General features: G+C 71.7%; 12 protein-coding genes and 1 pseudogene. 6 read left to right on the top strand and 7 right to left on the bottom strand.

Annotated elements, in window-relative coordinates; all coding sequences use genetic code 11:
• Positions 1 to 113: 113 nt before the first annotated feature.
• Positions 114 to 343, top strand: a pseudogene (locus tag BL253_RS37220) (IS3 family transposase); the annotation flags it as partial.
• 543 nt (positions 344 to 886) lie between these two features.
• Here BL253_RS37220 and BL253_RS37210 read toward each other — a convergent pair.
• From BL253_RS37210 to BL253_RS37200, 3 genes are all read right to left on the bottom strand, one after another.
• Positions 887 to 1,708 carry a hypothetical protein gene (locus BL253_RS37210; protein WP_076822682.1) on the bottom strand — a complete coding sequence of 274 codons (822 nt, stop codon included), beginning with the start codon at positions 1,706 to 1,708 and terminating at the stop codon, positions 887 to 889.
• Positions 1,709 to 2,210: 502 nt separating this feature from the next.
• Entirely contained in the window at positions 2,211 to 3,656 is a 1,446-nt protein-coding gene (locus tag BL253_RS37205) for a tyrosine-type recombinase/integrase (protein ID WP_076822681.1), read from the bottom strand.
• Positions 3,656 to 3,919, bottom strand: coding sequence for a hypothetical protein (locus BL253_RS37200; RefSeq protein ID WP_076822679.1), 264 nt, complete (start codon positions 3,917 to 3,919; stop codon positions 3,656 to 3,658). Before BL253_RS37200 ends, BL253_RS37205 begins: the two co-directional genes overlap by 1 nt.
• A gap of 133 nt (positions 3,920 to 4,052) precedes the next feature.
• Here BL253_RS37200 and tnpC point away from each other — a divergent pair, with 133 nt between their 5' ends.
• Positions 4,053 to 5,483, top strand: coding sequence for an IS66 family transposase (gene tnpC, locus BL253_RS37195; RefSeq protein ID WP_081439074.1), 1,431 nt, complete (start codon positions 4,053 to 4,055; stop codon positions 5,481 to 5,483).
• 172 nt (positions 5,484 to 5,655) lie between these two features.
• Here the strand turns inward: tnpC and BL253_RS37190 are convergent, their stop codons facing one another.
• Positions 5,656 to 5,919, bottom strand: coding sequence for an anti-sigma factor family protein (locus BL253_RS37190; protein ID WP_081439073.1), 264 nt, complete (start codon positions 5,917 to 5,919; stop codon positions 5,656 to 5,658).
• Positions 5,916 to 6,608 carry an RNA polymerase sigma factor gene (locus BL253_RS37185; RefSeq protein WP_081439072.1) on the bottom strand — a complete coding sequence of 231 codons (693 nt, stop codon included), beginning with the start codon at positions 6,606 to 6,608 and terminating at the stop codon, positions 5,916 to 5,918. Before BL253_RS37185 ends, BL253_RS37190 begins: the two co-directional genes overlap by 4 nt.
• Positions 6,609 to 6,705: 97 nt before the next feature.
• Between BL253_RS37185 and BL253_RS37180 the strand changes: the two genes are divergently transcribed.
• Genes BL253_RS37180 through BL253_RS37165 form a run of 4 tightly spaced genes read left to right on the top strand, consistent with a single transcriptional unit; the run spans position 6,706 to position 11,007 of the window.
• Positions 6,706 to 7,614, top strand: a complete 909-nt coding sequence (locus BL253_RS37180) for a GNAT family N-acetyltransferase (RefSeq protein ID WP_241835490.1) — start codon at positions 6,706 to 6,708, stop codon at positions 7,612 to 7,614.
• On the top strand, positions 7,611 to 8,105 hold the full coding sequence (locus BL253_RS37175; RefSeq protein ID WP_076822673.1) for a GNAT family N-acetyltransferase: 495 nt from the start codon (positions 7,611 to 7,613) through the stop codon (positions 8,103 to 8,105). The genes BL253_RS37180 and BL253_RS37175 overlap by 4 nt, the downstream gene beginning before the upstream one ends.
• A complete protein-coding gene (locus tag BL253_RS37170) occupies positions 8,081 to 8,602 on the top strand; it encodes an ATP-binding cassette domain-containing protein (protein WP_081439075.1) in 522 nt (173 codons plus the stop codon). Before BL253_RS37175 ends, BL253_RS37170 begins: the two co-directional genes overlap by 25 nt.
• Positions 8,599 to 11,007: an FtsX-like permease family protein gene (locus BL253_RS37165; RefSeq protein ID WP_241835489.1), complete on the top strand. Its 2,409-nt coding sequence runs from the start codon at positions 8,599 to 8,601 to the stop codon at positions 11,005 to 11,007. Before BL253_RS37170 ends, BL253_RS37165 begins: the two co-directional genes overlap by 4 nt.
• A 403-nt stretch (positions 11,008 to 11,410) precedes the next feature.
• Here the strand turns inward: BL253_RS37165 and BL253_RS37160 are convergent, their stop codons facing one another.
• Together BL253_RS37160 and BL253_RS37155 are read right to left on the bottom strand one after the other, a co-directional pair.
• A complete protein-coding gene (locus BL253_RS37160; RefSeq protein WP_076822671.1) occupies positions 11,411 to 12,289 on the bottom strand; it encodes a COG4705 family protein in 879 nt (292 codons plus the stop codon).
• A 150-nt stretch (positions 12,290 to 12,439) separates the two neighbouring features.
• Positions 12,440 to 13,153, bottom strand: coding sequence for a phosphatase PAP2 family protein (locus BL253_RS37155; protein WP_076822669.1), 714 nt, complete (start codon positions 13,151 to 13,153; stop codon positions 12,440 to 12,442).
• Positions 13,154 to 13,705: the final 552 nt, after the last annotated feature.

The raw sequence follows: 13,705 nt of genomic DNA, 5'->3' as shown, positions 1-13,705 counted from the left end.
CGAGCTGTCCAGGATGACCCTGGACGACGGACTGTGATCTACTGGCTCGTAGATTGGTGGCACATGTAACAGAAAGTTATGGCGACATAGGCCATYGCCTGCCCGATGCTCGGCGAGCGCCTCGGCCGGGATCTTGGCAAGTCCACCACAGCGACACCGGCAGTCAGTACACCTCGATCGCGTTCACCGAACGCCTCGCCGCCGCCGGCGTCGACCCGTCGGTCGGCAGCGTCGGAGACGCCTACGACAAAGCCCTGGCCGAGACCACGATCGGCCTCTACAAGACCGAACTGCTCAACCCCGCGGACCCTGGAAGACAGCTGGCCAGGTCGAGGTCGCGACCGGCGCGAAACGGAAGCCGCAGTTGCCCATCACCATCGTGGTCACGCCGTGCCAGGACGAGGGCTGCATCCGGCCGTCCCGCACCGCCTGGCCGTCGTAGTGGATGTGGATGTCGACGGATTCGGTCGACGACGGCGCCGTCTCGCGCGGCGACGTCGACCAGCACAGGCGCCGGCCGCGGCGCGGCCGGCGCCTGTGCTGGTCATTGCAGTCGGTCAGGGGGCCGCCGAGCCCTGCGAGACCGATCGATCGTCGGACGCATCGATGATCGTTTTTGGTTGCGCTTCTTGGCGTAGGTAGGATCATGCTGGAAGTCAGTGCTTCGTGGACGTGGTGGGTGTCCTCGTTGGTTGCACCTGTTGGTGGATCATCGGTTGGGGTTCGATTCCCTGGAGTGCGCGCCTGGTCGAGGCAGGTCAGAGCCCCGCAGCCGCTTCTCGTGGCGCGGGGCTCTGGCGTTTTCCGACGCCGCCGAGGCCGGCTCGTCCCGTTGCGGTCCGTGGCCGACCAGGCGTGACCATGGCCTCTGCGTATGGGCCTTCGGTTAGACGGCTTGCCCGGGTTCACCGTCCGGCGACCCAGCGCCGCGTTCGATCTTGGTGTGGGTGTCGGTGCGTAGCTGGGTGACGAGTTTGCGGGCGGCGGGGGCGCCGATGCGGAGTCGTTTGCGGAGGGTTTCTGCGGAGATGGGGCGTTGGTGGTGTTGCCAGTGCAGGACGTCTTCGGCTCGGGCTCGATGAAGTAGGTCCTGGTCGCGGGCTCCCGGATCAATTCGTGTGGGCGTCCCACCCGGCGTGGGCTCTTCGGGCTGTTCGCCTTCGCGTGCCCGTGTGGGCGCTGCCGGCTGGTCGGTCGGCTTCGAGTCATGTGGATCATTCGTGGCTGGTGGTGCTGGCGGGGGCGTGCTTGATCCGGTTGTCTGGATGGCTTGGATGAGGTCGGGTGCGACTTCGGCCCAGCCGATCATGAGTAGTGGTCCGATGGCGTCGAAGGCTGCTTTGCCGTAGTGGCCGGCGATGAGTGGTTCGGCGATGTTGAGGGCGAGGGTGACGAGGCTGGCGAAGATGAGCAGCCGCCGCGCGGATCGTTGAACCTTGGCGGGGCCGCCGTTCAGGGCCAGTTGGCGGATGCCCAGCAGTAGGCCGACGACGGACAGGTCGACTGCTGGGGCGACGAGGGGTGCGATGAAGATCGGGACGCCGAGGCGGAGGCCGAGGGCGAAGGAGTTCCCGAAGCCGAAGAGAAATGTGAGCGCGACGACGATGCCGATCATGGCGGTGACGAGCTTCCCGGCATTTACGGGTCCGGCCGCGACCAGGGCGTCCTTGTGGGGCGGGGTGGCCGCGATCTTCCGAAGCTGACTCATCGGGCACCGGCCCGGAGCGGCTTCGAAGCGGCTGTGCTGATTGGCCGGCCTTGGGCGGGCGCGAGGGTTGCCGCACCGGCGATCGCTGAGGTCCTCCGGGCCGCGCCTGCGGCGGCGTAGCCGTTCTCCTTCGGGCGGGGGAGGCGGCCGGTTCGATCTCGACCGCGGTGGTGGTTGGCGCGGAAAGGTGTCGTCGTTGGATGGGTGAGCTGACTGCGGTGTGCGCGACGTGTGCGCGGACGTGCCGTCCCTGCCTGGCACAGACCGACACTGACCGGCATGGGAAGGCCCTGTGTGCCGGACGGTGCGGGATAGGTCGGCATCACGCGACACCGACAAACACGACAAACAGCGCACTACGGATCAGAAGGTTGGGGGTTCGAGTCCCTCCGAGCGCACGTCTGGTCGAGACAGGTCAGAGCCCCGCAGCAGCCCCCAGGGCAGCGCGGGGCTCTGCTCTTTCCGGGGTCCGTACTGCAGTTCGTACTGCAATTGGCTTCGATCAAGGTTTCCTGGCAGGGCGTGGCCTTGGCTTGCTGTCACTGTCCGTGACGTCGGCCGGAGCGTGCAGCCGGGTCAGGATGCCGTCCATGCTGTGGGCCGTTCCTCGTCGGACGTCGTCGAAGACGTCGACGTAGATGTCGGCTGTCGTGCCGATTCGGGTGTGCCGTAGTAGGGCACGAATCTCGTTCAGGTCGACGCCAGCGCGGAACAGCAGCGTCGCCGCCGTGTGTCGGAGGTCGTGAACGCGGACGCGCCGGACGCCGGCCTGTTCGCACACGRCATCCCACCAGCGGTTGACGTTGCGTGGATCGATCGGTCGGCCCGCCGCGGTCGTGAACACCAGGCCGTCATCCGCCCAGAAGACCGCACGTTCGACGCCCAGGTCTTCAGCCTGCTGCGTGGCCCGCGTCTTGACCTCATCCTGCCGGCGTTCGTGCTCGCGCAGCACGGTGACGACCATGTCTGGGAGCGCGAGGACTGCCTTTGACCCCTTCGTCTTCAGGTACTCGTCTTCGACCAGCTCCCAGCGCTGCCGACCGGTTTCCGGGTCGATGCCAGCGCGGCGCCGTCGCTGCTTGCGCTGAATGGCCACCGTGCCCGCGTCCAGGTCGAGGGCTTCCCAGCGCAGCGCGAGCGCTTCACCTTTGCGAAGCCCGAGAGCGAGCAGAACCAGCCACAGCGGCGCCATCCGGTCGACGAGCGCGACCGCGACGACCTTGCGCGCTTCCCCCTCGTCGAGCGAGCGCACCGGCGCGTCTGTGTCCCGAGGCGGTTGCACGAGCGTCGCGACGTTGCGCGTGAGCAGCTCCTCGCGGACCGCGTCGCCGAGGGCGGCTGTCAGGATCGCGAGCACGTAGCGCACCGACCGAGCGGAGAGCGGCTTGATTGGCTTGCGCTCCGGCGGCGCCGACGCCTGCTTCGCCGCTGGCCGCTTTCGAGACCGGGAAGACGCGGGCTTTTCGGCCGCTTCCTTGGCGCGCTGCTCGGCCTTGCGTGTGGCCGCAGCGTCCCAGGCCGCGCGTTGCGCCAGTCCGGCCGCCGAGGGTTCGGTCAGCTTCCGCGTCATCCACTGTCGAACGTGCGCGGGGGTGAGCTTGCGCAGCTCGTGACGCCCGAGGATCGGCACCAGATGCAGCCGGACCTGATCGGCGTACGAGTCCGCGGTCGACTCGGCGAGCGTCCCCGCGACGACCCGGGACGGCAGAACGACCGTGACCCACTGCTCCAGATACTCGCCGACCGTCATCCGCGTCGTGACGACCGGAACGCCGTCCTCCAACGCGCGGAGCGCCTTTCGAATCTTATCTTGCACGTCTTCTTTAGTTACGCCGTAGTACGTCGGTCGCGAACCGTCGGGCAGGCTGACCTGACCGGCCCAGCCATTGCGGTACCGATAGATAGATCCCTCGTTGTTGCCCCGACGACTGCCCTTGCGCGCGGCCATCAGGCCCCCTCGTGGCGGTCGTTGGAGGATTCGCTCGCCACCTCGGCCAGGGCGATTGCGTAGCGGGCGRCTCCGACGGTGAATTCGTCCGTGCGTCCGCTGACGAGTTCCTCGGCGACGAACCGTAGGGCGCCGCAGGCGTACGAGTACCGGACGTCGAGCGGGTAGTGGGCCACTTCGGCACGTGCCTTGGTCAACTCGGCCGCAGTGGGGCGGTAGTCCGCCGAGTCCTTGGCCGACGGTTCGGGGCTGTTTTCGGGCATGACGGTTCGTAACTATTCAGCTTGTTTCTGATCTTGGGTGATGTTGTGGGTTGTGGCTGGTTGGGTCGGCTGGGTGGCTGGCGGGACCGGCTGGGGTGTGGTGTGTGGGTGATCGTCTCGTAGGGTGCGGGCTGTGTCTGACGATCGGTTGGTGCCGTCGTATGACGTGCTCGCGGCGCTGGTCGTGCGTTTGGAGCGGGAGCTGGCCGAGGAGCGGGCCGCGCGTGGGGTGCTCGCGGAGGCTTTGGAACGGGCGTTGGCGCGGGTCGCGGAGTTGGAGGCCCGGGTCGGGGCGAACTCGCGGAACTCCTCGAAGCCCCCGAGCTCGGACGGGCTGGGCAAACCGGCGCCGAAGTCGCTGCGGCCCAGGACCGGACGCCGCCCTGGCGGGCAGGACGGCCATGGTGGTTCGACGCTGCGGATGGTCGCCGAACCGGACGAGACCGTGGTCCACGAGCCGGGACCGTGCGGCGGCTGTGGGGCGTCGCTTACGGGCCGGCCGGTCAGCCGCCGCACGCTGCGTCAGGTAGTCGACCTGCCCGAGCTGAAACCGCGGGTCATCGAGCATCAGCTCATCGAGCGGGAGTGCGGCTGCGGAACGGCGACCGGCGCGGCCGCGCCGGCGGGGGTGAACGCGCCGGTCCAGTACGGGCCGGGCGTCGCCGCGGCGGCGGTCTACCTCTATACCGGCCAGTTCCTGTCCGCGGACCGGACCGCCAAGACCCTGGCCGAGCTGTGCGGGCTGCCGGTCTCGGCCGGCACCGTCGTCGCGATGGCGAGCCGCGCCGCGGCCGGCCTGAGCGGGTTGCTCGACGAGGTCCGTGGCCAGCTGCGCGCCGCCGACGTCGTCGGGGCCGACGAGACCGGGCTGCGCGTCGAGGGCCGGCTGCGCTGGATCCATCTCGCCCGCACGGACCGGCTCACCCTGCTGACCTGCCACGACAAGCGCGGCGTCGACGGGATCGACGACCTGGGCGTGCTTCCCGGCTTCACCGGCGTCACGGTCCACGACGCCTGGAGCCCCTACGACACCTACGCGACCGCGTCCCATCAGCTCTGCTGCGCCCACGTCCTGCGTGAACTCGTCGCCGTCATCGAGACAGCGCCCGCCGGCGAGTGGTGCTGGGCCGGCCAGGTCGCGGACGCCCTCGTCGCGCTCCAGAAACTCGCCGCCGACGGCGAGATCGACCCGGCGGCGCTCGCGGAACAGACCCGGCTCTACCGGAACGCCACCCACATCGGGATCAGCGAGACCGCCCACCGCTCCACCCCCCTCGCCCAGAAACGAAACGCCCTGGCCAACCGGCTGATCGACCGCCAAGACGACTACCTACGCTTCACCAAAGACCATCGCGTCCCACCCGACAACAACGGCTCCGAACGCGACCTACGCATGGTCAAACTCCGCCAGAAGGTCTCCGGCTGCCTGAGAACCCTCACCGGCGCCCGCCAGTTCTGCGCACTACGCAGCTACCTGTCGACGGYGGCCAAACACGGCATCTCGACCTTCAAAGCCCCCGTCCGACTCGCCGAGGGTAACCCCTGGCTGCCCGCGGCAGCCTGAACCAAATCAAGATCACCGACAACCTGAATAGTTACCCCAAACTTTAGTCCAGATAAGCAGGCCGACCACGGACAGGTCCACCGCTGGGGCTACCAGGGTCAGGCGTGCGGCGAACCGGCCCCCGGCCCCCGGGCCGGGGCAGGTGGGCGGCCGTGCCGGCCTCCGGGCCGGGTCAGCCGGGCGGGGTGCCGGCCGCCTTCCATCCCCGGAACGCCCCGAGCAGCCGTTCACGCATGTCCGGCCGCAGCTCCTGCGCCCGCAGCGTGCCGGCGATCCGCGCGGTCTCCAGCATCTGTTCGACGTAGGTCGCGCAGCCGTCGCACTGCGCGAGGTGCTCGCTGACCCGGCGGTGGGTGCCGGCGTCCAGCGCCCCGTCGAGATAGTCCGTGACGATCTCGACCAGCTCGTCGCAGTCGATGTCCAGGCCGTCGGTCACGCTCGGTCCCCGTTCAGGTAGTCCTCCAGCGCCTGACGGAGCCGGGCCCGGCCCCGGTGCAGCAGCACCCGCTGGTTGCCCGGCTCGATGCCGAGCACCGCGCAGACCTCGTCGGCGGCGAGGCCCTGCACGTCGCGCAGGTGCACGACCATGCGCTGCCGCGGTGGCAACACGTCCAGGGCCGCGCGCAGCCGGTCGCGTACCTCCCCGGCCAGCAGGGCCGACTCGGGCAGGTCCCACGGCCGGGGAGGGCTCGCCCAGTGCCCCGGCCACTCGTCGTCGCGGCCACGGAACCGGCCCGGGTCGACCGTCGGCCCCACCTCGTCCCCGGCCTCGCCGGCGAAGGCGAAGGCGTCGCTGAACGGGACGCTGCGCCGTTCCCGGGCTCCCCGGCGCCGAGCGACGTTGACGACGATGCCGAACACCCAGGTCCGCAGGCTCGACCTGCCCTCGAACCGGTCGAGACCAGTCAGCACCGCGAGCCACGCCTCCTGCACGACCTCCTCGGCGACGGACCGGCCGGGCACGTATCCGGCCGCGATCGCCAGCATCGCCGGCGTCATCCGGTCGACCAGCTCCGCGAACACCCGCTCGTCGCCGGCGCGCAGCTCCCGCACGAGGGCGCCGTCGCCGTCGTCGGCTGCCGCACCGGGGGCGGCCCCGGCCCGACCGGACTGTCGAACGTCCACGAACCGAACCTAGGCGGTACCGTCGCCGGCCTCAAACCCGCCATCCCACGCCGACGCGGCACTGTAACGTCCGGCCGGCCCGGTGCACTGAACCCGTATGACCACGATGCAGCACACCCCCAGTCTCGCGGCCGACGCGGCGTCGCCGAGCCCCGCCGGCGGCCGATCGCCACTGTTCTGCGACGGCCCGCTCGCCGAGCGCATCGAGCGCGCGGAGGCACAGCTGATGGCCGAGGCCTGCGCCGCCGCCCGGCGCCGGCGAGCCGACACGGCCGGCTTCGTGATGAAGGTGGCCGGGGGCGTCGCCAGCTACGCCGAGCCGGAGTCGCCGTTCAACAAGGTCGCCGGGCTCGGCTTCGGCGGCGTGCCGAGCGCCGGCGACCTCGACGAGGTCGAGCGCGCGTTCGCCGCCCACGGCTCGCCGGTGCAGGTCGAGCTTCCGCATCTCGTCGACGCCGAGATCGGCGCGGTCCTGACGGAGCGCGGCTACCGGCTGGTGTCGTTCGAGAACGTGCTCGGCCGCCCGCTGGGCGACGAGCGCGTCCGGGACCTGCCCGAAGGCGTCGAGATCCGGACGAGCGGGCCGGACGAGCTGGACGACTGGCTCGACGTCGTCGCCGACGGCATCCTCGAACCGGACACCCAGGGGCTCCCCTCGCACGAGGAGTTCCCGCGCGACGTCGCGATCGGCGCGATGCACGACCTCACGGCCGCGACCGGGATGGTGCGGTACAGCGCGCTGCGCGGCGGCGTCCTCGCCGGCGGCGCCAGCCACCGGATCACGGGCGGTCTTCTGCAGCTCGGCGGTGCGGCGACCGCCCCGGCCCATCGCCGACGGGGCATCCACACCGCGCTCGTGGCCGCCCGGCTCGCCGCCGCCGCGGCCGCCGGCTGCGACCTGGCCGTCGTCACGACGCAGCCGGCCTCCCGGTCCCAGCAGAACGTGCAGCGCAGCGGGTTCGAGCTGCTCTACACCCGTGCCATCCTCGTGAAGGAGCTGACATGACCGGCCCGTCGTCCGTCGCGGTCCACCCGCGGGTCCAGCCGTACGAGGGAGACCGGCGCGCGCTGCGGGCGTCGTTCGAGCTGGCCGAGGACTCGTCGGCCGCGCTCGACGCCTACCTCGACGAGGGCCGGGTCCTCGTCGCGCTGATCGACGAGCAGGTCGTGGGCCACCTGCAGGCCGTGCCGACGGCCCGGACCGACCAGATCGAGATCAAGAACATGGCGGTGCTGACCTCCCACCAGGGACGCGGCATCGGCCGGGCGCTGATCACGTCACTCGTCGACCGGCTCGCGGACGAACCGGTGACGACGCTGCTCGTCGCGACCGCGGCGGCCGACGTCGACAACCTGCGCTTCTACCAGCGGTGCGGCTTCCGGATGCGCTCGATCGAGCGGGACGCGTTCACGGAGGCCACCGGCTACGACGCCGGCATCGTCATCGACGGCATCGAGCTGCGCGACCGCGTCTGGCTGGACCGGTCCCTGCGGTAGCGCCATCCCGCCTCGCCCGGACCGGCGTCGGGCGAGGCGGGCGAGCGGGGCGCAGCGCTCTGCGCCGGGCCGAGTTCGGCTTCGTCTTCCAGTTCGGCCAGCTCGTGCCCGAGTTGACGTGCGCCGAGAACGTCGCCCTGCCGCTGCGGCTGGCTGGCATCCGTCGGCGCGAGGCACAGCGGCGCGCGCTCGGCCAGCTCGAGCGCCTCGGCGTCGCCGACGTCGCGGGCCAGCGGCCCGGCGAGGTGTCCGGAGGCCAGGGTCAGCGGGTCGCCGTCGCCCGGGCGCTGGCCACCGAGCCGAAGGCCATCTTCGCCGACGAGCCGACCGGGGCGCTGGACTCGCTCAACGGCGAGCAGGTGATGGGCCTGCTCACCCAGGCCGCTCGGGAGACGTCTGCCGCGGTCGTCCTGGTCACCCACGACGCCCGCGTCGCCGCATACTCCGACCGCGAGGTCATCGTCCGTGACGGCCGTACCCAGGCGCCGGCCGGATGACTGCCCTGGGGGTGACCACGCGGCCGTCCGCGCCCGCGCCGGGCGAGCCGTCCCGGGCCGGCGGCGGTCGGCCCGGGGGCGCAGGGCCGCTGGCGCAGTTGCTCCTCGGCGCGCGGCTCATGCTCGCGGGCGGGCCGACGGCGTGGCTGCGGGTGGCGATGACCGGCCTCGGGGTCGGCCTCGGGGTCGCGCTGCTGCTCGTCGCCACGGCGCTGCCCGCGATCCTCGACGCCCGCGACGGCCGCCGGGAAGCGCGGTCGTGGGACTGGGCGGGTGTCTCCGGGCCCAGCGACACCACGATGATGCTGCGCGGCTTCCACGCCGAGATCCGGGGCCACCAGGTCGACGGCTACGTGCTGCGGCCGGACGGCGCGCACCCGCCGCTTCCGCCGGGGGTGTCCGCGTTGCCCGGGCCTGGCGAGATGGTCGTGTCCCCGGCGCTCGCCCGGCTGCTCGGCTCGGCGGGCGACGGGTCCGAGGCCGCGCGGCGGCTGCCCTACGAGCGGGTTGGCACGATCGGCGGCGAGGGGCTGTCGGGTCCGAACGAGCTGTACGTCTACATCGGTGCCCCAGCCGAGACCGAGCTGCGGACCGCCGAAGTCTCGGAAACGATCCGCATCGTTGGCTTCGGCGGGCCGGTCAACTTCATGCCGATGCCGGTCGAGCTGGTGATATTGATGATCGTCGTCGTCGTCGTGCTGCTACTGCCCATCGGGGCGTTCACGGCGGCGGCGGTCCGGTTCGGCGGCGAGGCGCGCGACCGGCAGCTGGCCGCGGTGCGGCTGCTCGGCGCCGACCCGGCGATGGCGCGGCTGGTCGCCGCGGGCGGGGCGCTGGTGAGTGCGCTGGCGGGCTGCGCCGCCGGGGCGGCGCTGTTCGCCGCCGGCCGTGCGCTGGTCGGGCACTTCACGCTGTTCGGCGCGAGCGTGTTCACCGCCGACGTCCGCCCTTCGCCGGTGCTTGGGGCGCTGGTGCTGGCCGCGGTGCCGGTGAGCGCGGTCGCGCTCACCGTGATCTTGCTGCGCCGTGTCGTCATCGAGCCGTTGGGCGTGGTCCGCCGGGCCGTGCCGGCCCGGCGGCGGTTGTGGTGGCGGCTGGTGCTGCCGGTCGTCGGGCTCGCGCTGGTCCTGCCGCTCGACGCGAACGACGACTTCGGTCTGATGCGCCAGGCCCAGCTGGGCACCGGGATGGTGCTCACGCTGCTCGGGGTGACAGTGCTGCTGCCATGGGCCGTCGAGGCGGGGGTCCGCCGCCTCGGCGCTGGGCCGACCTCCTGGCAGCTCGCGGTGCGCCGGCTGCAGCTCGACAACGCTTCGGCGGTGCGCGCGGTCGCCGCCGTGTCGGTGGCTGTGGCAGGCGCGATCGCCTTGCAGATGGTGTTCGCCGTCGCCGAGAAGGCCTTTGTCCAGCGCGCGGTCCTTACCGACGACGGCCTGGCTCGGATGCTGATCGAGGGCTCGACCAGCGGCCTGGACACGTCGACGCTGGCCCAGGCGATCTCGGCCGCCGGTACAGGGGCGACCGCGCGGGTCTTCGCCCAGGGCTATGTGAGCTCGGTCGACCCTGTCGGCGGCGATCCCCAGCGCAGGCTGGGCGCGACGCTGATCGTCGCGGACTGCGCGACGCTGCGCGAGCTCGCCGACCTCGCCGCATGCGCGGACGGGGACGTCTTCCTCACCCACTCCGTCCCCAAGGGAGCCGGCGCGAACGTCCCGCCGGCTGCGCCGCCGGTGACCGCGGTCGTGGACGCCGCCCAGCTCGCCGACCCGGCAACCCTCGCCGTGTTGTCGTCCGGGTCGGCAGTCCTGGCCGGGCCCGGAGTGCGCCTCGTCGTCGGCGACCCGTCAGCGACCCCCGGCGACCCCGTCGCGGAGTCCCAGTGGACGGTGCCGCCAGGGGCGGCCGAGGCCGCCAGCACCGAACCGATGTTCCAGGGCGTGCTCGCGACCCCGGGCGCCGTCCCCGCCAAGGTCGTCGACGCGCTGCGGCCGACCGCGTTCGCCGACGTCCCACCAGGGGCGGCCGACGTCATCGACCGGCTGCGCGGCGCCATCGCCGACGCCGACCCGCTGGCGAACGTGTCCACCTACGGCGAGGTCGTGCTCGACCCGCGGTTCCCGCAGATCCGCACGGCGCTGTATGTCGGCACGGTCCTGGTGTTGGGGCTGATCGGGGCGAGCCTGCTGGTGACGACGGTCGAGCAGCTGCGCGAGCGCCGCCGGGTGCTGGCCGTGCTGGTCGCCTTTGGCACCCGCCGGGGCACTCTGGCGCTCTGGCGCTCTCTGTGCTGTGGCAGACAGCCGTGCCAATGTTGCTCGGCTTGGGGTTGGCGATCGGGGTCGGCGTCGGGCTCGGCAGCGCGCTGCTGCGCATGGTGCACCGGTCACCGGAGCTCGACTGGGTAAACATCGCCACCGTCTCGGCCACCACCGCCGTGGTCGTCCTCGGGGTCACGGTGGCGAGCTTGCCGGTCCTATGGCGGCTAATGCGGCCCGACGGCCTGCGTACCGAGTAGACCCGTCCGCCACCAAGCCCGTCGGCGCCCTGTACGGTGCCGAAACTTGATTCGGGTGCGTGACCTGCGGTTTCGCTGTTCGATCAAGCGGYACGGTCGCACTGGCTGCGCGTGTGCCGCGCCAGGGCATGCCGCTGGCACTGAGCCAGCGCTGCGGCCGTCGCCCGGTGCTCCAGGGCCATTCCCGGCGGCGGGGCGAGCGCCCTGCGCTTCTTCACAGTCCTACTCATCTTTGCTCGCAGCTGGCCGTCCCTGCCCCCGTGCATGCTTGGGTGATCTCACCCAGGCGGGTGTCAGACGGCGCCGACCGGTGCCGGCTCCGCCACGGCGGCGCGTGCCCGGCGCCGCTCGCGCGTGTGGGCGTAGCCGACGAGGCCGAACAGCAGCGCGAGCAGGACCGTGGATGACCCAAGCGTGCCGAGGGCGAGCCCGCCCTTGGCCGCGGGCTTCGTCAGGAGGTCGCCGACGGTGGCGCCAAGCGGGCGGGTGAGCACGAACGCGAGCCAGAACAGCAGCACGTTCGACACCGCCGGAACGTACCTGAGTGCCAGCAGAACGCCCAGGAGCCCGAGGATGAGCGTCGCGCTGCCCGCATAGCCGAGGCCGGAGCTGTCCGACAGGAAGTCGCCCATCGAGGTTCCCAGGGTGTTCGACACGAGAATGGCCGACCAGAACAGGCCCTCACCGCGGAGGGAGTCGATGTCGCGGATGGCGAAGGTCAGCCCGGTGTGCCGCCAGACGATGAAGACGGCGATCAGCAGGGAGACGAGTATGGCCGCGCCGGCCGGGTAGCCGAGACCGAGGCCCTGCGGCCCCCAGCCCAGCGATTCGGTGCCCGTGGCAAGGTATTTGGCGCTGGCGTCGCGGTTCATGAAGTCCGATATGGTGGTGCCGGCGGTACTGGTCGAGAGGATCACCGTCCAGTAGAAGAACGGGTTGTATGTCCTGGACCTCAGCTGGACGGCGAGCGTGCCGACGAAGACGAGCACGAGTACGACCGTCGTCACGAAGTAGCCGAGGCGGAGCGTCTGCGCGAGCAGGTCGCCGGCGGTCTCGCCCAGCGTCGTCGCGGCGATCTTCATCACCCAGAACGCCACCGTGATTTCCGGTAGCTTTTTGACTACATACCTGCCGGCGTCGGTGTGGTCGAAAACTGTGCCCACTTTTGTCATGTCGCCTCCTGGTGGGGATACGAATGGTGTTCACCATCGTGAAGGCGAACCGTAGGCATGCCAACGTGTGAGCCCCATGTGAAGAAATGAACTCAGGGATTCCCGCGTTTGAATTGCAGTGTTTTCTGTGGATCCGTGCGGTCACTGCGGTCACTGCGGATCGTCGGGCTGGTCCCGTCCGATCCATGCGAGCAGGGCGGCCAGCCAGGGCAGGCCGACGGCGGCCAGCACGGTGGCCAGCAGCCATCCGGCGAGGACATCCGTTGGCCAGTGCACCCCGAGGCAGACCCGGCTCACCCCGACGGCGAGCGCCCACAGGCCCGCGCCGGCCGCCGCGGCGGTGCGGGCGGCGGGCCGGCGTGCCCGGTGGTGGATCGCCGCCGCCAAGCCGGCGGCGACGAGGGCGGAGGTGGTCGTGTGCCCGGACGGGAAGGCGAAGCCCGACGCGTGCGAGATCCAGTCGACCGTCCGTGGCCGTGCCCTGCCGACCGCGAGCGCGAGGGCGGCCCGGACCAGCTGGCCCACGGCCAGCGCCGCGGCCCCGACGGCCGCACCCAGCCACCACCGGGGCCGCGGCGCGAGCGCGACGGCCCCGCTGACGGCGGCGAGAAAACAGGCGAAGACGCCGGTGCCGGTGAACGACACCGCGACGGCCGCATCGGACAACGTCGAGCCCCGATGGTCGAGGAACCATCGGTGCGTGGCCGCGTCGAGCGCGGTCGGCGTCCCGCCGCGCAGCACGACGAGGACCGTCAGGGCGACCAGCGCGAGCCCCGACGCGACGGCGAGCAGCAGGCGGGGCCGTCCGAGCCCGATCCGCCGCGGGGCGGGCGGGCCCTCCAGCCCGGCCGGCTCCGCGCGCATCGGCAGCTCCTCTGGCGTCGGCGGACTCCCAGGACGGGAGCTCCGGACCCCGCGGTGTGACGCTCCCTGCGAGGCGACGCTCCCCGCGACGCGACGACACTCCGACGACTCTCCGACGACGCGATGCGCCGCGTGCGTGACGCCGACCGGAAGTCTGCGCGGACCGGCATGTGAGGAACGTGTGCGCTCGTCGCCGCCCACCGCGCGGCCGGAGCCCGGCGGGTGGTGCCGAGCCGGCACATCGCCCTCACATGGGGCCGGGGCATGCTGTCGGCGCTCGGCGGGCGGACGCCGGGGCACCCACGGTCACGTCGTCCTCGACGATCAGGAGCTTCGCCAGCGCGCACCGCCTGCCACGCAGGTCACAGCGGCCTGTCCGTCCCGGCGCGCATCACGGCACCCGGACGGACTGAGGCGCCAGACCCGACGGCGCCGTCATCGGTCCGTCGGCTACGCGGCCGGCCGGCCCGCCGGGTCGCGGTAGGGAGCGCCGTACTGGGTGGGCACGGATGCCCGTCCCTGGTGCGACGGCGGCATCGGTTCCCCGTCCTC

The sequence above is a fragment of the Pseudofrankia asymbiotica genome (assembly GCF_001983105.1).
Taxonomy (GTDB): domain Bacteria; phylum Actinomycetota; class Actinomycetes; order Frankiales; family Frankiaceae; genus Pseudofrankia; species Pseudofrankia asymbiotica.
Note: the sequence above shows the minus strand (reverse complement) of the source record. Positions and strands in the feature narration are given on the sequence as shown.